The organism is Haemophilus parainfluenzae, assembly GCF_014931375.1.
Classification (GTDB): domain Bacteria; phylum Pseudomonadota; class Gammaproteobacteria; order Enterobacterales; family Pasteurellaceae; genus Haemophilus_D.
This window is the reverse complement of the sequence record NZ_CP063117.1, coordinates 757,015-781,120: the sequence shown is the minus strand read 5'-3', so window position 1 is coordinate 781,120 and position 24,106 is coordinate 757,015. Positions and strand designations below refer to the sequence as shown.

16 protein-coding genes, 1 tRNA gene and 3 rRNA genes are annotated in these 24,106 nt (G+C 41.4%); 8 read left to right on the top strand and 12 right to left on the bottom strand.

What is annotated here, in order from left to right:
- Positions 1–227: 227 nt before the first annotated feature.
- Complete coding sequence (locus INP95_RS03740) at positions 228–1,214, top strand: O-antigen ligase family protein (RefSeq protein ID WP_232088529.1); 987 nt, start codon at positions 228–230, stop codon at positions 1,212–1,214.
- On the top strand, positions 1,211–2,242 hold the full coding sequence (locus INP95_RS03735; protein ID WP_197561031.1) for a glycosyltransferase family 9 protein: 1,032 nt from the start codon (positions 1,211–1,213) through the stop codon (positions 2,240–2,242). The genes INP95_RS03740 and INP95_RS03735 overlap by 4 nt, the downstream gene beginning before the upstream one ends.
- Here INP95_RS03735 and yczE read toward each other — a convergent pair.
- The gene (gene yczE / locus INP95_RS03730) at positions 2,192–2,857 is read right to left on the bottom strand and encodes a membrane protein YczE (protein WP_197560924.1); all 666 of its coding nucleotides are present in this window, start codon (positions 2,855–2,857) and stop codon (positions 2,192–2,194) included. The two genes, INP95_RS03735 and yczE, sit on opposite strands and share 51 nt — an antisense overlap.
- A 190-nt stretch (positions 2,858–3,047) precedes the next feature.
- Between yczE and INP95_RS03725 the strand changes: the two genes are divergently transcribed.
- Positions 3,048–4,589: a YjjI family glycine radical enzyme gene (locus INP95_RS03725; RefSeq protein WP_197560923.1), complete on the top strand. Its 1,542-nt coding sequence runs from the start codon at positions 3,048–3,050 to the stop codon at positions 4,587–4,589.
- A 42-nt stretch (positions 4,590–4,631) separates the two neighbouring features.
- On the opposite strand, the gene recQ is transcribed toward INP95_RS03725, so the two are convergent.
- Together recQ and cyaY are read right to left on the bottom strand one after the other, a co-directional pair.
- On the bottom strand, positions 4,632–6,497 hold the full coding sequence (recQ, locus tag INP95_RS03720) for a DNA helicase RecQ (RefSeq protein WP_197560922.1): 1,866 nt from the start codon (positions 6,495–6,497) through the stop codon (positions 4,632–4,634).
- Positions 6,497–6,802, bottom strand: a complete 306-nt coding sequence (cyaY, locus tag INP95_RS03715) for an iron donor protein CyaY (RefSeq protein ID WP_070868500.1) — start codon at positions 6,800–6,802, stop codon at positions 6,497–6,499. Before cyaY ends, recQ begins: the two co-directional genes overlap by 1 nt.
- A gap of 95 nt (positions 6,803–6,897) precedes the next feature.
- Here cyaY and lptM point away from each other — a divergent pair, with 95 nt between their 5' ends.
- Both lptM and lysA read left to right on the top strand, forming a co-directional pair.
- The gene (gene lptM / locus INP95_RS09860; protein ID WP_005697346.1) at positions 6,898–7,023 is read left to right on the top strand and encodes an LPS translocon maturation chaperone LptM; all 126 of its coding nucleotides are present in this window, start codon (positions 6,898–6,900) and stop codon (positions 7,021–7,023) included.
- A gap of 27 nt (positions 7,024–7,050) precedes the next feature.
- On the top strand, positions 7,051–8,301 hold the full coding sequence (lysA, locus tag INP95_RS03710; RefSeq protein ID WP_197560921.1) for a diaminopimelate decarboxylase: 1,251 nt from the start codon (positions 7,051–7,053) through the stop codon (positions 8,299–8,301).
- 54 nt (positions 8,302–8,355) lie between these two features.
- On the opposite strand, the gene hemN is transcribed toward lysA, so the two are convergent.
- The 8 genes from hemN to gmhB all read right to left on the bottom strand — a co-directional run bounded on the left by hemN (position 8,356) and on the right by gmhB (position 16,863).
- Complete coding sequence (hemN, locus tag INP95_RS03705; protein ID WP_197560920.1) at positions 8,356–9,723, bottom strand: oxygen-independent coproporphyrinogen III oxidase; 1,368 nt, start codon at positions 9,721–9,723, stop codon at positions 8,356–8,358.
- The gene (locus tag INP95_RS03700) at positions 9,723–10,166 is read right to left on the bottom strand and encodes a DUF2489 domain-containing protein (RefSeq protein WP_070775902.1); all 444 of its coding nucleotides are present in this window, start codon (positions 10,164–10,166) and stop codon (positions 9,723–9,725) included. Before INP95_RS03700 ends, hemN begins: the two co-directional genes overlap by 1 nt.
- Positions 10,167–10,171: 5 nt before the next feature.
- Positions 10,172–10,729, bottom strand: a complete 558-nt coding sequence (gene yihI / locus INP95_RS03695; protein WP_070775900.1) for a Der GTPase-activating protein YihI — start codon at positions 10,727–10,729, stop codon at positions 10,172–10,174.
- Positions 10,730–10,907: 178 nt separating this feature from the next.
- A 5S ribosomal RNA gene (gene rrf / locus INP95_RS03690) occupies positions 10,908–11,023 on the bottom strand.
- A gap of 146 nt (positions 11,024–11,169) precedes the next feature.
- Positions 11,170–14,067, bottom strand: a 23S ribosomal RNA gene (locus INP95_RS03685).
- Positions 14,068–14,249: 182 nt separating this feature from the next.
- Positions 14,250–14,325, bottom strand: a tRNA-Glu gene (locus INP95_RS03680).
- A 112-nt stretch (positions 14,326–14,437) separates the two neighbouring features.
- Positions 14,438–15,977, bottom strand: a 16S ribosomal RNA gene (locus tag INP95_RS03675).
- Together the 16S, 23S and 5S rRNA genes with 1 tRNA gene alongside form the textbook arrangement of a ribosomal RNA operon.
- A 331-nt stretch (positions 15,978–16,308) precedes the next feature.
- Entirely contained in the window at positions 16,309–16,863 is a 555-nt protein-coding gene (gmhB, locus tag INP95_RS03670) for a D-glycero-beta-D-manno-heptose 1,7-bisphosphate 7-phosphatase (RefSeq protein WP_197560919.1), read from the bottom strand.
- A 174-nt stretch (positions 16,864–17,037) separates the two neighbouring features.
- Between gmhB and metN the strand changes: the two genes are divergently transcribed.
- Genes metN through INP95_RS03655 form a run of 3 tightly spaced genes read left to right on the top strand, consistent with a single transcriptional unit; the run spans position 17,038 to position 19,627 of the window.
- On the top strand, positions 17,038–18,075 hold the full coding sequence (metN, locus tag INP95_RS03665; protein ID WP_005694681.1) for a methionine ABC transporter ATP-binding protein MetN: 1,038 nt from the start codon (positions 17,038–17,040) through the stop codon (positions 18,073–18,075).
- Positions 18,065–18,757, top strand: a complete 693-nt coding sequence (locus INP95_RS03660) for a methionine ABC transporter permease (RefSeq protein ID WP_049371343.1) — start codon at positions 18,065–18,067, stop codon at positions 18,755–18,757. The genes metN and INP95_RS03660 overlap by 11 nt, the downstream gene beginning before the upstream one ends.
- A 39-nt stretch (positions 18,758–18,796) precedes the next feature.
- On the top strand, positions 18,797–19,627 hold the full coding sequence (locus INP95_RS03655; RefSeq protein WP_070582971.1) for a MetQ/NlpA family lipoprotein: 831 nt from the start codon (positions 18,797–18,799) through the stop codon (positions 19,625–19,627).
- 184 nt (positions 19,628–19,811) lie between these two features.
- Here INP95_RS03655 and rpoC read toward each other — a convergent pair whose 3' ends face one another.
- A complete protein-coding gene (gene rpoC / locus INP95_RS03650) occupies positions 19,812–24,062 on the bottom strand; it encodes a DNA-directed RNA polymerase subunit beta' (RefSeq protein WP_197560918.1) in 4,251 nt (1,416 codons plus the stop codon).
- Between the last annotated feature and the right edge of the window lie 44 nt (positions 24,063–24,106).

Genomic DNA, 24,106 nt, shown 5'->3' with positions numbered 1-24,106 from the left:
CCCTAATAAACTTTGCGGTAACGCTTTTCTTTCTTTCGATATTTATTGTCAAAGGGGGATATAATGCTGCGCCTGCTCTATTGATGTTAATCGGTTTAGGTTATGGCGTTTATGCTTTAATCAAGAGACCGCTTTTAAACTTATCGAAAGTTGATAAATGGTTAATTTACAGCTACCTTTTTTATTTTCTTACCTTTGTACTTTCCCTCTGTATTAATGGGGGGAAAATGCGTGATCTAGATACGGCAAGTCGTGTTGTTTTCTTAATTCCTGTTTTACTTTTATTATTAAAATATCCAATCAAAACCTGTGTATTGAGTTACTCTATCCCCCTTGGTGGTATTGTTTCTGTCTGCATCGCGCTTTATGATAAATTTATCTTGAATCTTAATCCGGATCAAAATCCTCGAATTATGCACATTCAAGGCGGTGACATTTCTATGTCATTAGGCATTTTGAGCCTGATTGTTGCCCTATATGCTTATCAAAAAAGAGAGGGGAAACTGACCGCTCTTAGTGTGATTGGTGCTTTATGTGGCATCGTAGGAAGTTTGCTTTCTACCGCTCGTGGAGGATGGGTTGCACTACCGATCTTACTTATTGTTATCCTTTATATTTATCGCCATTCTCTTTCAAAACGTTTTTTCCTGACTTTCTTTGGAATCATTGCCGTAGCAAGCGTTGGAATTAGCCAAATGCCCAATAACCGAATTATGGAACGGATTGACGTTGCACGAAAAGATATCCAACTTTACTTGGATAACCATGATGGCAATACTTCTCTAGGTGCGCGTTTTGAAATGTGGAAAAGCGCACTGGAAATGGTAAAAGAAAAACCCCTATTTGGCTGGGGCATTCAAGGGGCAACAGAAAAACGTAAACAAGAAACAAAAGAAAAAATTGCCACAGGTAACATTGGACAATTTACTCATGCTCATAACCAATATTTAGATGACCTATCCAAACGAGGAATTGTTGGCTTGCTCGCCTTACTTGCTGTTTTATTTATCCCTCTACATAGCTTTATGAAAAATCTGAAAACAGCAAATAATGAGATCAAGCTAATTGCAACGTTAGGCGTTGCCCATATTTTATCTGTGATGATCTATGGCTTAAGCCAAGGTTTCTTGGTACATAATTCAGGTACTATTTTTTACTTTTTCTTAACGATTGTGTTTTATGCTGCAATACGAACACATCAGAAGGCAGAATAATGAAAATTTTAGTCATTCGTAATGATAAACTGGGCGATTTTGTTCAGGCGTTTCCCGCTTTTGCGATGTTGAAAGCCTCAAATCCCGAGCTAAAACTAACTGCACTTGTGCCGGCTTATACAGCCCCATTGGCTCAAATTTGCCCCTATTTAGATAATGTCATCATTGATAGTGCCAAGAACGACAAAGCGGATTTTAATCGTCTTGTTAAAGAAATTAAAGAGCAGCAATTTGATGGCATGATTAGCTTCTTTTCCAATACCCATAATGGTAAATTAGCATGGAAAAGTGGAATTTCCTATCGTCTTGCACCTGCGACAAAATGGGTGCAAATCCTTTATAACCATCGTTTAACACAACGCCGTTCACGCTCAGAAAAATCTGAAGCAGAATACAATCAAGATCTGGCTCGTGCTTTCTTAAAAAAACACAATATGCCGATTGTGGAACCCAAACCACCTTACCTTTCACTTCCTGAAAGTGCGGTTAAAAATCAACGTGTTTTTCTGCAAGAACAATTAGGCATATCGGCTGATAAAAAATGGGTGTTTGTGCATAGCGGAACAGGTGGTTCAGCAACAAGCCTTTCGTTGACACAATATGCTCAATTAATACAAGGTTTGTTAAGCGAATTTGATTGCCAGATTATCTTAACAGCAGGACCTGGTGAAAGTGAAAAATCTCATGAGTTAGCGGAAAAAATCGACAGACCAAATGTGGTTGTTTACGATAAAAATAAAGGATTGGTTGATTTTGCACACTCTCTGGCTTGTGCGGATTTATTCATTGCGGGCTCTACTGGACCATTGCATTTAAGCAGTGCATTCAATGTGCCAACAATCGGGTTCTATCCAAATAGTCGCTCATCTCAGCCTCGTCGTTGGAAACCGATTAACGATGCAGACAAACACCTTGCTTTCTGCCCGCCAAAAGGGAAAGACGAAATGAATTTAGGCTTAATTTCTATTGATGATGCCTTAGTGGAGATTATCCCCTTCGTGCGGAAGATGTGGCAAGCGAGCAATTGAGTTTAAGCATAACTGTACAATCCAACCTATTGCGGCGGCAAAAACAACGGTACCGATTCCGACTGTGCCGCCGAGAAGATAACCCAACACACAAACCGACACTTCAAGGCTTGTTCTCACAATGCCTACTTTTAAATGAAGGCGTTGGCAAAACCCCACCATTAATCCATCCCGCGGGCCAGCGCCTTGATGACAGGTTAAATATAATGCTGTTCCAAGCCCATAAAGCAAAAGCCCAATTCCGCCGAATAAGATTCGACTCAAAAGTGCGGTTGGTTCAGGTATAATTTTCACGGTTAAACCCAGAAAAAAAGCAATCACGATAATATTCAAAATCGTGCCAAGCCCAAATCTTAACCTAAGGGGAATCCAAGCCAACATCACCAAACAGCTAATACCGAATGATGCCCAACCAATACTAACTCCAGCTTGTAATGCCACGCCTTGAGAAAGTACGGTCCAAGGTGAAGAACCCAAATTAGCGAGCACAATCAAGCCATCTCCAATGCCCAGTATTGCCAAAGCAAATAAGAGCATCGACATGGTTTTACCTTCGACTGACCATAGCGATTTGGCGGCCCAACTGGTGTGAGGAATCACCCGTGCTTTTTTCATATTATTCCCATTTATATTTAACGCTTACATCATAATGGGAAACCCCATAAAACCAAAACATTTTAACGTCATATGATATAACCGAATTGACTGATAAATATCATAAATGTGATGTAGATCACATTGTCAAAATTGTCATCATTCAGCCACTGACTTAAAATAGGCTACCCTTTTAAATTAGGACATGATTATGCTTGCATCTCTTCAAGATATTTTGGATACCGTAAAATCCAATACACTCACCTATCAACAAAAACTCATGTGTTTAGGCAATATCGCCGAGCGATTATTTGATCCTCGTGAATTATTAGGCTACACGGATGAAGAATGGCAATTCCTTCAAAATCAAATGATCTGTGATTTAAACGAAGGCTATGCGATTTATCGCCCCCGCTATATTTTGCCGGATTACAATGTGTATATTAAAAAAGGCTGTGAATTCCTTGAATTGCCGCCACCAAAAGATCTTGATGAAGCATTAGATGGCTTATTGATTTTATATTCCCACGTGCCCTCCATTACCACATTCCCAGTTTACATTGGTCGTTTAGACGTGCTACTTGATCCGTTTATTACCGATGAGGAACAAGACTACATCAAAATTAAACGTTTCTTAAATCATGTAGACAAAACTGTGCCGGATTCATTTTGCCACGCCAATATTGGTCCTTATGATACCAAAGCAGGGCGTTTGATTTTAAAAGCGGTGATTGAATTGGAAGCGCCAACACCAAATATGACCATTCGTTATGATAAGAGTAAAACAAGTCGTGAATTTGCAGAATTGGCGGCAAAAGCGTGCTTATTGGTTTCCAAACCGTCTTTTGCCAATGATGCTTACTACATTTCTGACTTAGGCGAACAATATGGTATTGCAAGCTGCTATAACGCACTGCCTGAATGTGGCGGCGCTTATACCCTCACTCGCTTGCGCTTAGGGACTATCGCGCGCGCCTGTAAAACCGTGGATGAAATGATCAATGAGCTCTTACCTCGTGTAGCAAAATGTGCACTTTCCACTATGGATAAACGCCATAAATTTGTAGTGGAAGAAAGCAACTTCTTCAATACCTCATTCCTCGAAAAAGAAGGTTTTATCAAACGCACTAATTTTACGGGGATGTTTGCCATTGTAGGACTTGCAGATGCAGCGAATCACTTGCTACAACAAGAAGGCTTAAACGAAACCTTTGGTAAAAGCCAACGCGGTGATGAAATTGCGACCATGATTATGGATAAATTGAAAGAAGTCACAGATAACCATGAAGGCGTGTATGCGGAACGCACGGGCAATCGTTATTTATTACATGCGCAAGTAGGCGCAAGCAATCATGAAGAAGATAAACGTAATGCGCCTGCGCATCGTATTCGTGTGGGTGAAGAACCAACGTTATTGGCTCATTTAAAACAATCTGCGCCATTCCATAAATACTTCCCATCAGGTACGGGAGATTTGTTTGCCTTTGACCAAACCTATGTGGATCATTTAGATGCCGTCGTTGATATTATCGATGGTTCATTTGCGCAAGGTTACCGTTATATCACCACTTATCTTAAAAACACCGATTTGATTCGGGTAACGGGTTATTTGGTGAAGAAAAGCGAAGTGGAAAAATACCGTAAAGGTGAAGTAGCATTACGTGATACCACTTGGTATGGTTCAGGTACCGATGATTGTGCACAAGTCTTTGACCGCCAATTACGCGATGAACAAGATGTAAGTGCAAGCTAGAAAAAAAGTGCGGTCGAAAAATTCTTTGTTTTTTGACCGCACTTATTCTTTTTCTGCCTTTTCTAAAATTGCTTTGTGTTCTCTAATCAATGCCATAAACGGCTGCCCAAAGCGTTCTAATTTGATCGCCCCGACTCCATTAATTTGTAGCATTTCAATATTACTTGTTGGCATATACTGTGCCATTTCCTGCAATGTTGCATCATTAAAGACAATATAAGGTGGAATATTTTCCTTATCCGCTAGCTGCTTCCGTAAGAAACGCAAACGCGCAAACAAATCTTTATCATAATTTGCCACTGTATTTTTATGAGACGTATGCACAATTTTATTAATGGATGAAATACGTGGCATCGCTAATTCAAGCGGCACTTCGCCTTTTAAAACAGGGCGTGCACTTTCTGTGAGCTGAAGCGTTGCACTATTAAACTCACCGATTACTTGTTGAATAAAACCAAGGTGGATAAGTTGGCGAATGACCGATTGCCAATGTTCTTTGCTTTTATCTTTACCAATGCCATAAACACTTAACTTATCATGTTGGCGTTCTACAATTTTTTGATTATGCATCCCTCGCAATACCGCAATCACATATTGCACGCCGAAACACTGCCCCACACGATAAATCGTCGACATCACTTTTTGCGCATCAATTAAGCCATCATATTTCTTTGGCGGGTCTAGACAAATATCGCAGTTTTGGCAAGGCGTTTGACGATATTCACCAAAATAATTGAGTAATACCAAACGGCGACAAGTTTGACTTTCGGCAAATTCACCAATGGCTTCCAATTTATGTTGCTCAATTTGACGTTGTGGCGTCTCTGGTTTTTCAAGCAGAATCTTCTGTAACCAAGCATAATCAGCCGGTTCGTAGAAAAGTACTGCTTCTGCAGGTAAATCATCTCGCCCCGCGCGACCAGTTTCTTGATAATATGATTCAATGCTTCTCGGCAAATCAAAATGGGCAACAAAACGCACATTGGATTTATTAATGCCCATTCCAAACGCAATCGTCGCAACCACAACTTGAACATTATCTCGTTGAAAATCTTGCTGGACGCGTTCACGCAGTGCAGTTTCCATTCCCGCATGATATGCCGCAGCTGAAACACCTTTATTTCGCAAAGTTTCAGCTATACGTTCTACTTTCGAACGACTATTACAATACACAATGCCACTTTTGCCTTTCTGAGCTAAGACAAAATGCGTAAGCTGCTCCATTGGCTTAAACTTTTCTTCCAACGTATAACGAATATTCGGACGGTCAAAACTGCCAATGTATTTGTGAGGATGGTCTAATTTAAGATGAGTGAGAATATCCTGTCTTGTCGCATAATCAGCCGTAGCCGTTAATGCCATAATCGGCGCATTTGGAAAAGCCGCTTTTAAGCCGCCAAGTTGGGTATATTCAGGACGGAAATCATGCCCCCATTGTGAAATACAATGTGCTTCATCAATAGCGATAAAGGAAATTTGAGCATAAGAAATCAGCTGAAAAAAACTGTTTGTCATCACTTTTTCAGGTGAAACATACAATAATTTTAATTGTCCTGAAATCAGCTTATTTTCAACTTGCTGTTGTTGTTCTGGCGTCTGACTAGAGTTTAGAAAATCAGCTTCAATACCGTTTGCTTGGAGTTGATCCACCTGATCTTTCATTAAAGAAATTAAAGGCGAAATCACTAATGTGAGACCGGGAAAACAAAGTGCTGGAATTTGATAACACAAGGATTTGCCATTCCCTGTAGCCATAACCACTAAGGCATCCTGACCACTTAATGCAGCATGAATCACTTCTTCCTGCCCTTTGCGGAAAGATTGGTAACCAAAAACAGACCGCAACGTATGAAGTGCGGTCGTTTTTAAGTCTGTTTTTTGCGGGGCATGTTCCGCGAGTTCGGTCATTAGAATGTTACCGTTTCTCCGTGAGCCGCAACCGCCTCGGTTAAAGAATCCCAAAAGCGTTTACCATCATTTGCCACCCAATCATTATTTTTATAAGCAAAATGGAATCCACCCAAACGGCTCGCAAGCCAAAGCTCAAGAAGTGGTTCTTGTTTATTGATAACGATTTGTGAACGGTCATCAAATGTGATCGTGAATACCGAACCTTGCGTTTCGCAATCCACATCACAATCTTGATTCTCTAACGTTTCTTCAATTTTTTGCCAAACCTGTTCAATATTTTGGTGAAATTCTGCAACATTCATAAAATTTTCCGATTAAATCTGATAGAATGCCGTGAATTATAAAGCCTTTCGCCTCGTTGGCAAAGGCAGATTTTACTTATTAGAGAGATTGAAAAATGAAAAAATTACTTTCTATTTTATTACTCAGTGCATTCTGTACTTTAGCGACAGGTTGCGGTGTAAAAGGGCCATTATATTTCCCTGAAAAAGAACAACCGCAAAACACACAAAAAACACAATAAAAACTGACTGCACTCAAAGGATTCGTCATGGATTTTTTCCAATATAAAAACGAGCAACTTTATGTTGAAGATTTGCCCGTCAAACAACTCGCTGAAGAATTCGGTACACCACTTTATATTTATTCTCGTGCCACACTTGAACGCCATTGGCATGCCTTCGATTCCGCTTTAGGAAAGCATCCACACTTAATTTGTTATGCCGTTAAAGCCAATTCTAATATTGGAATATTGAATGTCATGGCAAAATTAGGTTCTGGTTTTGATATCGTTTCACAAGGTGAATTAGAACGCGTATTGGCAGCAGGTGGGGACGCATCAAAAGTTGTCTTTTCCGGCGTAGCAAAATCTCGTACAGAAATTATGCGAGCGTTAGAAATAGGCATTCGTTGTTTCAATGTGGAATCTGTTGCGGAATTACATCACATCAACCAAATTGCGGGTGAAATGGGTAAAGTAGCCCCTATTTCTTTACGCGTGAACCCCGATGTTGATGCCCATACCCACCCTTACATTTCCACTGGATTGAAAGAAAATAAATTTGGTGTGAACGTAGATGAAGCACGTGAGGTATATAAATTAGCAGCAACCTTACCTCATGTGAAAATTACGGGTATGGATTGCCATATTGGCTCTCAGCTTACTGAATTACAGCCCTTCTTAGATGCAACTGATCGCCTCATTCGTTTAATGGAACAATTAAAAGAAGATGGCATCAAATTAAAACACTTAGATCTCGGTGGTGGTTTGGGCGTAACTTATACTAATGAAACGCCACCTCACCCAAGTGACTATGCAACTGCGCTACTGAATAAATTAAAAGATTATGAAGATCTCGAAATTATTCTAGAACCCGGTCGAGCGATCGCGGCGAATGCAGGGATTTTAGTGGCAAAAGTTCAATACTTAAAAAGTAATGAAAGTCGAAACTTCGCGATTACCAATACAGGGATGAACGATATGATTCGTCCAGCACTCTATGAAGCTTATATGAATATAATTGAAATTGACCGCACTTTAGGGCGTGAAAAAGCCATTTATGATGTTGTTGGCCCGGTATGCGAAACCTCTGATTTCTTAGGTAAACAGCGTGAACTCGCCATTGCTGAAGGTGATTATATTGCTCAACGCTCTGCTGGTGCTTATGGTGCAAGTATGTCCTCAAACTACAATTCTCGTCCACGTACGGCTGAAGTATTAGTGGATGGAAACAAAACTCATTTAATTCGTCGTAGAGAAAATCTCAGCGAGTTATGGGCACTAGAAAGCATCGCGGAATAAAAAGATAGAAAGAAAAAACGGTCAAGACTTACATCTTGACCGTTTTTTATATAACTAAATAATTCGAGAGAATTGTTGTCGTTTTGCTGCAGCTCTTGAATAGGTATCAAAGCATAAGCAAATATTACGAATTAATAATCGACCTTTAGGCGAAACTTGTAAGCCTGTTTCCGTTTCAGAAATTAATCCATCTTCAAGTAATGGTTTTAATAACTGTAAATCTTCAGCAAAGTGCTTTTTGAAATCAATATTATATTGTTTTTCAATTGGTGCAAAATCAAGCTTAAAATTACAAATCAATTGCTTAATCACATCACGGCGTAAGCAATCCTCTTCTGTCATCGCTAAACCTTTATGCAGTGCAATACCTGAATTTTCTATATCATGATAATAATGTTTTAATTCTTTTTGGTTTTGAGCATATGTATCACCTAATAAACTAATGGCTGATACACCTAAACCGAGCAAATCACATTCTTCTTGTGTGGTATAGCCTTGGAAATTTCGGTGTAAGACACCTTTCTCTTGGGCAATCGCTAATTCATCATCGGGTTTAGCAAAGTGATCCATACCGATAAACTTATAGCCTGCATTGCCCAAAGTTTCGATAGTTTTCTGTAAGATCTCTAATTTAGTTTCTGGTGGCGGCAATTGATCTTCTTTAATTTTTGCCTGCCCCGCAAATCGACTTGGTAAATGAGCATAGTTAAAGATACTCAAACGATCTGGATTTAATTCAATCACTTTATGTAATGTAAACATAAAACTTTCCACATTTTGAAGTGGCAATCCATAAATTAAATCAAGGTTGGTCGATTGGAAACCTAACTCACGAGCACGAACAAGTAATGCATTCACAAACTCTTCATCTTGTTCACGGTTTACCGCTTTTTGAACCGCTTTATTGAAATCTTGTACACCCATGCTAATTCGGTTAAAACCAATATTGCGTAAATGATCAAGCATGTCGAGCTCAATTTCGCGTGGGTCCATCTCAATACTAACTTCTGCATTATCCGCAATCGTAAAATGATCTTTAAGCATCTTCATCAAACGAGCAGATTGCTCTTCTGTCAAATAAGTCGGTGTACCACCGCCCCAATGCACTTGAGTCGCAACACGATTTTTGAATAATTCTGAACGCGCTTTGATTTCTTTTTCAAGGTAATCAAGATAAATATCCGCCTTATGTTGATGACGAGTAATTACCTTATTACAGCCACAAAAGTAGCAAAGTTTGTGACAAAACGGAATGTGTACGTAAAGGGAAAGTGGTCTTTCCGGATAACGATTAGCTGCTGCAATAAAATCTTCGTTTGTGTAACTTTCATTAAATTCTAATGCAGTTGGATAAGATGTATAACGAGGTCCTGATTGGTTATATTTTTGAATTAACGCAAGATCCCAAATAATTTCAGACATTAAACTTCCCCAAATTTCTCTACGTCATTTAAAAACTGACGTAACTCCAACATAATTTCTTCTTCAAATTTTGCTTCTGCACTTTCTCGCTCAAGATCGAGTTTCATTCTTTCTTTTTTTAATAAGGCTTTCCGAGCTTCATGCGTAGGCATTTCTTTTACAATATTATAAAGTGCATACATGGCTTGATATGGCTGCAAAGATTGTCCAAAAGGGAGTAAAAGCATTGATAAACGAATCACCCCTTCTGAATGGTTACAATCTCCATTTTGCATCGCTTTAGCGATAATTACCATACTCTCTTTTAGGCGTTTTGTACGTGCTATCTTAGCCTGTTTAATGAGAGTGTTTTGATGGCGTAACTTCCTAAGTAATTTAAAGGCATAAAATGATACGCCAGCAATAATTCCCAAAGCAATAATACTTAAAATAATCGGCCACATGACAATTATCTGAATTGGTTGATATCAATCTTCTCGAAGGTTCGATAGAGGTCATCCTCTGTCTCTTCTTCATCTTGAATACCTAATTCTTCCATTAACTGAGCAATACGATCTAAGCATTCATCTACAAATTGTTGATCAGCTTTACTAATCGTTTTGCCTTCATCTAAAGCATCCAACAATTCATTTAGAATTTCATTATTTTCTAAACGTTCTAACTCCACTTCAGGCGCAAGTTTTTTCGGTTCTTTGACGGCTGGAATTGTCATCCCTTTCTCAGGCTTATTCACAAATTCAACAATCAGTGGAACCTTTTTACGGCTACCAATACGCGGATCTTTTTGTTCAATGATTTGGTTATTTTTATTTTGTTCAGCGTTACTATGACGAGAACCGGATGCTAAACCTTTATGTTTACGTTTTTTCTTATCTTCTCTTGCCTTAGCGTCTAATTCATAACGTGTTAATTTCTTACCTGATAGCTTTGGTGCTTCAGGTTTCTTGTCCGATTTACGAATTGGCATAATATCGCTAATTTTACGACTTTTCTTTTTACGAGCCATTTGTGTTATTTATCCTATAAAAAATTTTGGTGATTGTACCATTCCACCTCTATTTTCTCATTAAAAGATTTAAACATCTTTAATAAAACTATTCTGATTTTGACCGCACTTTTTATTTATTAAAATAAAATCTAAAAATAAAAACCCCAAGCCATTCAGCTCGGGGTTCACATTCACTACCTGGCGGTGTCCTACTCTCACATGGGGAAGCCCCACACTACCATCGGCGCATCGGCGTTTCACTTCTGAGTTCGGTATGGGGTCAGGTGGGACCACCGCTCTATCGCCGCCAGGATTATTCCTTTAATAACTCTATTTCTTTCTGTTCCGCTATCTCTAGCGCTCACAACCAAACAAGCTGATTCAACTTCAAAACTTTCTCTTTCTTCTCTGAGTCTTTTTATTTTAGTCTTACAACCCCAAAAACCCTTGAGCGTTGTATAGTTAAGCCTCTCGGGCAATTAGTATCTGTTAGCTCAACGGCTCGCACCGCTTACACACCAGACCTATCTACGTCTTAGTCTTAAACAACCCTTACTGTCTTAAAAACAGGGAGAACTCATCTCTTGGCAAGTTTCGTGCTTAGATGCTTTCAGCACTTATCTCTTCCGCACTTAGCTACCCGGCAATGCGTCTGGCGACACAACCGGAACACCAGTGGTGCGTCCACTCCGGTCCTCTCGTACTAGGAGCAGCCCCAATCAATTCTCCAACGCCCACGGCAGATAGGGACCGAACTGTCTCACGACGTTCTAAACCCAGCTCGCGTACCACTTTAAATGGCGAACAGCCATACCCTTGGGACCTACTTCAGCCCCAGGATGTGATGAGCCGACATCGAGGTGCCAAACACCGCCGTCGATATGAACTCTTGGGCGGTATCAGCCTGTTATCCCCGGAGTACCTTTTATCCGTTGAGCGATGGCCCTTCCATTCAGAACCACCGGATCACTATGACCTACTTTCGTACCTGCTCGACTTGTCTGTCTCGCAGTTAAGCTTGCTTATACCATTGCACTAACCTGACGATGTCCGACCGTCATTAGCAAACCTTCGTGCTCCTCCGTTACTCTTTGGGAGGAGACCGCCCCAGTCAAACTACCCACCAGACACTGTCCGAGACCACGTTTCGTAATCTTCGTTAGAACATCAAACGTTAAAGGGTGGTATTTCAAGGTCGACTCCATAATCACTGGCGTGACTACTTCTAAGTCTCCCACCTATCCTACACATCAAAATTCAATGTTCAGTGTCAAGCTATAGTAAAGGTTCACGGGGTCTTTCCGTCTAGCCGCGGGTACACCGCATCTTCACGGCGATTTCAATTTCACTGAGTCTCGGGTGGAGACAGCCTGGCCATCATTATGCCATTCGTGCAGGTCGGAACTTACCCGACAAGGAATTTCGCTACCTTAGGACCGTTATAGTTACGGCCGCCGTTTACTGGGGCTTCGATCAGGAGCTTCTCTTTCGATTACACCATCAATTAACCTTCCAGCACCGGGCAGGCATCACACCCTATACGTCCACTTTCGTGTTTGCAGAGTGCTGTGTTTTTAATAAACAGTTGCAGCCAGCTGGTATCTTCGACCGGTTCAACCTTCGCCCGCTAGGGACTACAATCTACGCCGGCGCACCTTCTCCCGAAGTTACGGTGCTATTTTGCCTAGTTCCTTCACCCGAGTTCTCTCAAGCGCCTGAGTATTCTCTACCTGACCACCTGTGTCGGTTTTCAGTACGGTTTAGATAAACCTGAAGCTTAGTGGCTTTTCCTGGAAGTGTGGTATCGGTTACTTCAGCTCCGTAGAGCCTCGTCATCATCTCTCGGTGTTAAAGAAGTCCGGATTTGCCTAAACTTCACACCTACCAACTTAAACGCACATATCCAACAGTGCGATAACCTAACCTACTCCGTCCCCACATCGCAGTTTATCCAAGTACGGGAATATTAACCCGTTTCCCATCGACTACGCTTTTCAGCCTCGCCTTAGGGGCCGACTCACCCTGCCCCGATTAACGTTGGACAGGAACCCTTGGTCTTCCGGCGAACGGGTTTTTCACCCGTTTTATCGTTACTTATGTCAGCATTCGCACTTCTGATACGTCCAGCAAACCTCTCGATTCACCTTCATCCGCTTACAGAACGCTCCCCTACCCAACAGTATTGCTACTGATGCCGCAGCTTCGGTGCTATATTTGAGCCCCGTTACATCTTCCGCGCAGGCCGACTCGACTAGTGAGCTATTACGCTTTCTTTAAATGATGGCTGCTTCTAAGCCAACATCCTAGCTGTCTAAGCCTTCCCACTTCGTTTCCCACTTAATATAGACTTTGGGACCTTAGCTGGCGGTCTGGGTTGTTTCCCTCTCCACGACGGACGTTAGCACCCGCCGTGTGTCTCCTGAGTATCACTCTTCGGTATTCGTAGTTTGCATCGGGTTGGTAATCCGGGATGGACCCCTAGCCGAAACAGTGCTCTACCCCCGAAGGTGTCCGCTCAAGGCTCTACCTAAATAGATTTCGGGGAGAACCAGCTATCTCCCGGTTTGATTGGCCTTTCACCCCCAGCCACAAGTCATCCGCTAATTTTTCAACATTAGTCGGTTCGGTCCTCCAGTTAGTGTTACCCAACCTTCAACCTGCCCATGGCTAGATCACCGGGTTTCGGGTCTATACCTTGCAACTATTCGCCCAGTTAAGACTCGGTTTCCCTTCGGCTCCCCTATTCGGTTAACCTCGCTACAAAATATAAGTCGCTGACCCATTATACAAAAGGTACGCAGTCACCCTTAAAGGGCTCCCACTGCTTGTACGTACAAGGTTTCAGGTTCTATTTCACTCCCCTCACCGGGGTTCTTTTCGCCTTTCCTTCACAGTACTGGTTCACTATCGGTCAATCAGGAGTATTTAGCCTTGGAGGATGGTCCCCCCATCTTCAAACAGGATATCACGTGTCCCGCCCTACTTGTCGTTAGCTTAGTACCATGACCTGGACTTCGAGTACGGGGCTATCACCCTGTATCGCCAAGCTTCCCAGCTTGTTCCTCTGTCTCTGTCATTATCACTAACAGGCTCCTTCGCGTTCGCTCGCCGCTACTAACGAAATCTCGGTTGATTTCTTTTCCTCGGGGTACTTAGATGTTTCAGTTCTCCCGGTTTGCCTCACTTACCTATGGATTCAGTAAGTGATAGTAGATTCTTCATCTACTGGGTTTCCCCATTCGGACATCTTGGATTAAACGCCTCTTATCGACTCATCCAAGCTTTTCGCAGATTAGCACGTCCTTCGTCGCCTCTGATTGCCAAGGCATCCACCTTGTACGCTTAGTCACTTAACTATACAACCTCAAAAATTCTTGATGTTGTGTTTTCAACTAAACACTTGATTGCTTTTGTTCAATCAAGATTTTTTTCTTACTCAGACTTTTTCTTATCCTTTAAAAGGACTTGAAAGTCTCTTCAGTTTTTCAGCTTGTTTCCTGGTTGTTAAAGAACAGAAGATAATAAAGTTATCTTTATTTGGCGTCCCCACGGGGATTCGAACCCCGGTTACCGCCGTGAAAGGGCGATGTCCTAGGCCTCTAGACGATGGGGACAACAAATAAAGATACTCTATCTTACATTTTGCTTACGCACTTTTCTCTCTTCATTCATTTTCTACAATATATCAATCAATCTGTGTGGACACTTATTGTCTCTCGTTTTTGGTAAGGAGGTGATCCAACCGCAGGTTCCCCTACGGTTACCTTGTTACGACTTCACCCCAGTCATGAATCATACCGTGGTAAACGCCCCCCCGAAGGTTAAGCTATCTACTTCTGGTACAACCCACTCCCATGGTGTGACGGGCGGTGTGTACAAGGCCCGGGAACGTATTCACCGCAACATTCTGATTTGCGATTACTAGCGATTCCGACTTCATGGAGTCGAGTTGCAGACTCCAATCCGGACTTAGACGTACTTTGTGAGATTCGCTCCAGCTCGCACTCTCGCTTCCCTCTGTATACGCCATTGTAGCACGTGTGTAGCCCTACTCGTAAGGGCCATGATGACTTGACGTCATCCCCACCTTCCTCCGGTTTATCACCGGCAGTCTCCTTTGAGTTCCCGACCGAATCGCTGGCAACAAAGGATAAGGGTTGCGCTCGTTGCGGGACTTAACCCAACATTTCACAACACGAGCTGACGACAGCCATGCAGCACCTGTCTCAGAGTTCCCGAAGGCACCAATCCATCTCTGGAAAGTTCTCTGGATGTCAAGAGTAGGTAAGGTTCTTCGCGTTGCATCGAATTAAACCACATGCTCCACCGCTTGTGCGGGCCCCCGTCAATTCATTTGAGTTTTAACCTTGCGGCCGTACTCCCCAGGCGGTCGATTTATCACGTTAGCTACGGGCGCCAAGCTCAAAGCTCAACCCCCAAATCGACATCGTTTACAGCGTGGACTACCAGGGTATCTAATCCTGTTTGCTCCCCACGCTTTCGCACATGAGCGTCAGTACATTCCCAAGGGGCTGCCTTCGCCTTCGGTATTCCTCCACATCTCTACGCATTTCACCGCTACACGTGGAATTCTACCCCTCCCTAAAGTACTCTAGCGACCCAGTATGAAATGCAATTCCCAGGTTAAGCCCGGGGCTTTCACACCTCACTTAAGTCACCGCCTGCGTGCCCTTTACGCCCAGTTATTCCGATTAACGCTCGCACCCTCCGTATTACCGCGGCTGCTGGCACGGAGTTAGCCGGTGCTTCTTCTGTAGTTAACGTCAATCACCTAGTTTATTAAACTAAATGCCTTCCTCGCTACCGAAAGAACTTTACAACCCGAAGGCCTTCTTCATTCACGCGGCATGGCTGCGTCAGGGTTGCCCCCATTGCGCAATATTCCCCACTGCTGCCTCCCGTAGGAGTCTGGGCCGTGTCTCAGTCCCAGTGTGGCTGGTCATCCTCTCAGACCAGCTAGAGATCGTCGGCTTGGTGAGCCTTTACCTCACCAACTACCTAATCCCACTTGGGCTCATCCTATGGCATGTGGCCCGAAGGTCCCACACTTTCATCTCTCGATACTACGCGGTATTAGCTACAGTTTCCCGTAGTTATCCCCCTCCATAAGCTAGATTCCCAAGCATTACTCACCCGTCCGCCACTCGTCATCAAAGAAGCAAGCTTCTTTATGTTACCGTTCGACTTGCATGTGTTAAGCCTGCCGCCAGCGTTCAATCTGAGCCATGATCAAACTCTTCAATTCAAGTTCAATCGCTCAATACTGCTGACATAAAATGTCACTACTTAAAAAAGTATTATGAATTTCTAGTTAGCACCTATTAAGACTTCAAAATTAAAAAATATTTTTAAAACAAGTCAATCAACAAGTGCCCACACAGATTGTCTGATATATTGTTAAAGAGCAAAAAAGAACGACGCACCGGTTTTTCTTAAGAGTCACAACAGCGCGTCGTTGTGTGGGGCGTATTATAGGCATTTCAGACACCTTTGCAAGATCTTTTTGTAAAAAAATGTAAATTTTTTCTTAGTTGAAGATCTTTTCGCCTATTCGAACAAAAAATAGATCATTTTTGTTACTTAATTAATCGTTTTGCTATTCTTGGCAAATCTGCAATGGAATCCAAAACATAATCAGCAAGGTTCTCTCCCTCTTCTGTAATAGGTTTGCCTGTTCGCACTAAAATATTTGTTTTTACTTTTGCGCCCATGCCTGCTTTAAGATCTTCAATCTTATCGCCAACCATAATAGATTGTGCAGGATCGATTTTCAGCGCTTTAATCGCCTCTAATAACATGCCTGATTTTGGTTTTCTGCATGCACAGTCTTCTTTATATTCGCCCTTCCCTTCTGGATGATGAGGACAATAGTAGATGCCATCTAAATCCACACCACGATCAGCTAATGACCAATCCATCCATTCTGTCAGTTGCAAAAACTGATCTTCTGAAAAATATCCACGTGCGATGCCTGATTGATTGGTTACTAAAACTAAAAGGTATCCCATTTCCTTCAATTCTTTTAATGCATCAATACTGCCTTCAATAAATTGAAAATCATCAATTTTATGGACATAACCATGGTCGATATTTAAAGTGCCATCACGATCTAAAAAAACAGCTTTCTTCATATATTTTCTCATTTATCTTTTTCTTAAGGCAAAATTATCCCTTTTATCCTTAATATAAGCAATAATAAGTCATAACTGATATGTTTAAAAAAGATCCCTGAAGATATTGACACAGCATTCTAGACGTCTAGAATACAAATGAAATTCAAATATTAACTGAGAACAAGGGCTTATATGATTAAGCTAAATAACATTACGAAGATTTTTACACTTCCAGATAAAAAACTGACCGCACTTGATAATGTTTCATTACATGTGCCTAAGGGACAGATTTGCGGTGTCATTGGTGCCTCTGGTGCAGGTAAAAGTACGCTTATCCGTTGTGTAAACTTATTAGAAAGACCGACTCACGGTGCAGTGATCATCGATGATGTGGATCTAACTCAACTTTCTGACGCTGAATTAGTGAAAACACGCCGCCAAATCGGTATGATTTTCCAACATTTTAATTTATTGACCTCTCGAACCGTTTTTGAAAACGTGGCATTGCCACTTGAATTAGAAAATAAATCGAAAGCAGAAATTCAAGAAAAAACGACCGCACTTTTAGCACTTGTTGGATTAAGTGATAAACATAATGTGTATCCTGCTAATCTCTCTGGTGGTCAAAAACAACGAGTAGCGATTGCTCGTGCACTTGCAAGCGATCCAAAAGTCTTACTTTGTGATGAAGCGACTAGCGCATTAGATCCGGCAACAACCCAATCCATTCTAAAATTATTAAAAGAAATCAACCGCACTTTAGGTATCACCATTCTTCTTATTACCCATGAAATGGAAGTGGTTAAACGCATCTGCGATCAAGTTGCCGTGATTGATAAAGGTCGTCTGATTGAACAAGGCACGGTTAGCGAAATTTTCTCTAATCCGAAAACAGAATTGGCCCAAGAATTTATCAGTTCGACTTTCCACATTACGTTGCCGGAAGAATATTTAGAAAATTTATCTGATACACCAAAACATGCCAAATCGTATCCGATCATCAAATTTGAATTTACTGGTCGTTCCGTCGATGCGCCATTACTTTCTCAAGCATCGAAAAAATTTGGCGTGGAACTCAGTATCTTAACATCACAAATTGATTATGCCGGTGGGGTAAAATTTGGCTTTACCATTGCGGAGGTTGAAGGTGATGAAGATGCGATTACGCAAGCCAAAGTTTATTTAATGGAAAATAACGTTCGAGTAGAGGTGCTAGGCTATGTTCAATGATTTATGGGCAACATTTAGCCAACAATTCCCCGATAATTTTGCGAGTTTATTAACGGTATCGACCGTTGAAACAATTTATATGTCAGTATTATCGACATTAATTGCCGCTTTATTAGGCTTACCACTGGGTTTTTTAACCTTTTTAACCAATAAAGGGGCGATTTTAGAAAACAAAAAGCTCAATGCGTTTTTAAACGTCATTATTAATATCGGACGTTCAATTCCTTATATTATTTTATTACTCGCTTTAATTCCGCTTACCAGTTGGTTACTTCCTGGCGGTAGTATTGGTTCTAATGCAGCGATTGTCTCATTAAGTGCAGCCGCAACGCCATTTTTTGCACGTCTTACGAGTAATGCGCTTTTTGAGATTCCAACCGGTTTGACTGAAACAGCAAAAGCCATGGGTGCAACCAATTGGCAAATTATTCGTAAATTCTATTTGCCTGAATCCCTACCTACGCTCATTAATGCTATTACGCTCACTTTCGTGACATTAATTGGCTATACCGCAATGGCGGGAACGCAAGGCGGTGGCGGCTTAGGAAGTCTCGCCATTAACTATGGTGTCTATCGTAATATGCCATCAGTAACTTGGGCAGCAACGATTGTTATCGTGATTATCGTGATGCTCAGTCAAAAATTAGGCGACACACTCGCAAAACGAGTGGATCACCGTTAATTATTTTCTATATCATTTTATTCACAACAAGGAAAAAACATGAAATTAAAAAACTTATTTGCTATCACCGCTATCGCGTCAGCATTAGTATTAACAGGTTGTAAAGAAGAGAAAAAAGCAGATGCAGCGTCAACTGCGCCTGCAGCAACATCAATCAAAGTTGGTGTAATGGCAGGTCCTGAGCACCAAGTAGCCGAAACCGCTGCAAAAGTGGCAAAAGACAAATACAACTTAAATGTTGAATTTGTTTTATTCAATGACTACGCATTACCAAATACTGCTGTATCTAAAGGTGATTTAGATGCTAACGCAATGCAACATAAACCTTACTTAGATGAAGATGTAAAAGCGAAAAACTTAAACAATTTAGTGATCGTTGGTAACACCTTTGTTTACCCTCTTGCTGGCTATTCTAAAACCATCAAAAATGTAAATGAATTAAAAGATGGCGCGAAAGTTGTTGTGCCAAATGACCCATCAAACCGTGGTCGTGCATTAATCCTTCTTGAAAAACAAGGTTTAATCAAACTTAAAAATTCTAACGATCTTCTTTCAACTGTCGCAGATATCGTTGAAAATCCGAAAAACTTAAAAATTTCTGAAGTAGATACCTCTGTTGCAGCTCGTGCATTAGATGATGTTGATCTTGCTGTTGTAAATAACACTTATGCGGGTCAAGTTGGCTTAAATGCACAAGATAATGGCGTATTCGTAGAAGATAAAGATTCTCCATACGTAAACATCATCGTTGCGCGTACTGATAACAAAGACAGCAAAGCGATCCAAGATTTCGTGAAAGCATACCAAACTGAAGAAGTTTACCAAGAAGCGAAAAAACACTTTAAAGATGGTGTTGTAAAAGGTTGGTAATCTCAGCTTAAGCAAAATATTTCAAAGCCACCGATAAGGTGGCTTTTTTATTGATGAAAAGAAAGTGCGGTCATTTTTACGATACTTTTCCAAACGAAAAACGCATCAAAAACTGACCGCCTTTCTGTATTAAGATAATAAAAAACCCGAGCCTAAACTCGGGTTTTCTTTTATCGATTAGCGATTACTCTGCATCATCTGCCATATTAAGCATTTCTGCTAAGTTAGTTGTTGCATCATCTGCTGTCATCACGAATTCATCAGCAATTGCTGCTTCATCGTCTTCAGACAATTTAATTACAACATCGTCTACAATACGTTTCTTGTGACGACCTTGGTGATACGCAAAACCAGTACCAGCTGGGATTAAACGACCTACGATTACGTTCTCTTTCAAGCCGCGTAATTCATCACGTTTACCCGCCACCGCTGCTTCAGTAAGCACGCGAGTGGTTTCTTGGAACGATGCTGCAGAAATGAAGGATTCTGTCGCCAATGACGCTTTGGTAATACCAAGTAATTCACGTTCGAACTCAACTGGTGGTTTACCCTCCGCTTCACGTTTACGGTTAACAATTTTCACGCGAGCCACTTCAACTTGTTCCCCTTCAAGGAATTCGCTGTCATAAGCTTTGGTGATAACTGCTTTACGTAACATTTGACGTACGATAACTTCGATATGCTTATCGTTAATTTTTACCCCTTGTAAGCGGTAAACTTCTTGCACTTCGTTCACGATGTATTCAGTTACAGCACGAACACCACGTAAACGTAAGATATCGTGTGGAGTCTCTGCACCATCAGAAATCACGTCACCACGTTCTACCATCTCACCTTCAAATACGTTGAGCTGACGCCATTTTGGAATCATTTCTTCGTAGATTTCACCTTCAGTTGGGGTGATTAACAAGCGACGTTTACCTTTGGTTTCTTTACCGAAGGACACGATACCTGAAATTTCAGCCAAGATTGCAGGCTCTTTCGGTTTACGAGCTTCGAATAAATCAGCAACGCGTGGAAGACCACCGGTAATATCTTTAGTACCCACAGATTCTTGTGGAATACGTGCAAGTGGTTCACCCACTTTCACTTCCGCACCGTCATCTAAACTTACGATTGCTTTACCTGGTAAGAAGTATTGTGCAATAACGTCAGTTTCAGGTAAGAAGATATCGTTACCTTTTGCATCAACTAATTTAATAGTTGGACGTAAATCTTTACCTGCTGTTGCACGTTCACCCACGTCTTGTACCACGATAGAAGAAAGACCGGTTAATTCATCCGTTTGACGAGTTACAGTTAAACCATCCACGATATCAACGAATTTCACAAAACCAGATACTTCAGAGACTACTGGCATAGTATGTGGATCCCAATTTGCCACAGTTTCACCAGCAGACACTTCTTGACCGTCAGCTTTGTTCAATACAGTACCGTAAGGCACTTTATAGTGTTCTTTCGTACGACCAAATTCATCAGTCACCGTTAATTCAGTATTACGAGAAGTTAAAACTAATTTACCTTCATCATTAACAACGAATTTCGCGTTAGCAAGGTGTAAAGTACCGTTGTTTTTGATTTGTACGCTAGATTCTTTCGCTGCTGCAGAAGCTGCACCACCGATGTGGAACGTACGCATGGTTAACTGTGTACCTGGCTCACCGATAGATTGAGCAGCGATAACACCAACTGCTTCACCTTGGTTGATGAGGTGACCACGTGCTAAGTCACGACCGTAACATTTCGCACATACGCCGAAGTCAGTATCACAAGTTACAACAGAACGTACTTTTACGCTGTCCACTGAGTTTGCATCTAACACATCACAAAGTTTTTCATCTAATAAAGTGTTACGTGCAATTAATACTTCTTCTGTACCTGGTTTATACACATCTTCAGCCACAACACGACCTAACACTAATTCGCGAAGTGGAACTTTCTCATCACCACCTTCGATTAATGGGGTCATGACTAAGCCTTCGTGCGTACCACAGTCATCTTCAACGATCACTAAGTCTTGTGCTACGTCAACTAAACGACGAGTTAAGTAACCAGAGTTTGCTGTTTTTAATGCGGTATCCGCCAAACCTTTACGCGCACCGTGGGTTGAAATAAAGTATTGAAGTACGTTTAAACCTTCACGGAAGTTAGCTGTAATTGGAGTTTCGATGATCGAACCATCTGGACGTGCCATCAAACCACGCATACCTGCTAACTGACGAATCTGAGCTGCAGAACCACGAGCACCAGAGTCAGCCATCATAAAGATACTGTTGAAAGAAGCTTGTTTCTCAGGATTACCTTCACGGTTGATAACTTCTTCCTGAGATAAGTTTTCCATCATTGCTTTCGCTACACGCTCATTTGCTGCAGCCCAAATATCGATGACTTTGTTATAACGCTCACCAGCTGTTACAAGACCAGATTGGAACTGTTCTTGAATTTCTGCCACTTCAGCTTCCGCTGCAGAAATAATTTCATATTTTTTCTCTGGGATAACCATATCGTCGATACCCACAGAAGAACCTGAACGAGCCGCATAAGCAAAACCGGTATACATAATATGGTCAGCAAACATTACCGCTTCTTTCAAACCTAAACGACGATAAGCTTCGTTGATAAGTTTAGAAATTGCTTTTTTACCTAATGTTTGGTTAAACAATGAATAAGGCATACCTTTTGGCGCGATCATCCATAAGATTGCACGACCGATAGTGGTATCGGTTAATGTGTTTTTCTCTTCGAATTCGCCAGCTTCATTTTTCACATATTCAGTAATACGTACTTTAACGCGAGAATGTAACTCTGCTTCACCTGTGCGATAGGCTTTTTCAGCTTCGCGCGGATCTTGCAATAACATGCCTTCACCTTTACCGTTCACTTTTTCACGGGTCATATAGTAAAGACCCAACACCACGTCTTGTGATGGAACGATAATAGGATCACCGTTTGCTGGTGAAAGTACGTTGTTGGTTGACATCATTAACGCACGCGCTTCTAACTGCGCTTCAAGTGTTAATGGTACGTGAACCGCCATTTGGTCACCATCGAAGTCCGCGTTGAACGCCGCACAAACAAGTGGGTGTAACTGGATTGCTTTACCTTCGATTAGAAGTGGTTCAAACGCTTGGATACCTAAACGGTGAAGTGTCGGTGCACGGTTCAATAGAATTGGGTGCTCACGAATAACTTCTGCCAAGATATCCCAAACAATCGCGTCTTCACGCTCAACCATTTTCTTAGCTGCTTTGATTGTAGTTGCATAACCACGGCTTTCTAATTTTGCGTAGATAAACGGACGGAATAATTCCAATGCCATTTTCTTCGGTAAACCACATTGGTGTAAGTGCAAGTATGGACCTACAGTGATTACAGAACGGCCTGAATAGTCAACACGTTTACCTAATAAGTTTTGACGGAAACGACCTTGTTTACCCTTGATCATATCCGCAAGTGATTTCAATGGACGACGGTTAGAACCCGTAATCGCACGACCACGACGACCATTATCTAATAACGCATCAACAGATTCTTGTAACATACGTTTTTCGTTACGCACGATAATATCTGGCGCGATTAAATCCAATAAACGTTTTAAACGGTTGTTACGGTTGATTACACGACGATATAAATCGTTCAAGTCAGAAGTTGCAAAACGACCACCATCTAATGGTACTAACGGACGTAAATCTGGTGGAAGTACAGGTAATACAGTCATCACCATCCACTCTGGTTTGTTACCAGATTGTTGGAAAGCTTCTAATAATTTTAAGCGTTTAGTGATTTTCTTACGTTTTGTTTCAGAGTTAGTTTCTTGTAACTCTTCACGTAATTTTTCACATTCCACTTCAAGATCAATACCTTTAAGTAAATCTTGAATTGCTTCAGCACCCATTTTCGCTTCGAATTCATCTTGCCAGCGGTCTTCTGCATCAAGGAATTGTTCTTCAGTTAATAACTGTCCACGTTCCAAATCGGTCATACCCGGTTCAGTCACGATGTACATTTCAAAATAAAGCACACGTTCAATATCACGTAACGGCATATCAAGTAATAAACCGATACGGGACGGAAGTGATTTTAAGAACCAAATATGTGCAACTGGACAAGCCAATTCAATGTGGCCCATACGTTCACGACGCACTTTAGTTTGTGTTACTTCAACACCACATTTTTCACAAATCACACCACGGTGTTTTAAGCGTTTATATTTACCGCATAAACATTCGTAATCTTTTACTGGCCCGAAAATACGTGCACAGAAAAGACCGTCACGCTCAGGTTTGAACGTACGATAGTTGATTGTTTCAGGTTTTTTAACTTCACCAAATGACCAAGAACGGATCATGTCTGGAGAAGCTAACCCAATTTTAATCACATCAAAATCTTCACTGGTTTTTGATTGTGCTTTTAAAAACTTAACTAAGTCTTTCACAAATAGTCTCCTGTCGGAGTTAAGGGTTTCAAAGTGCGGTCAAA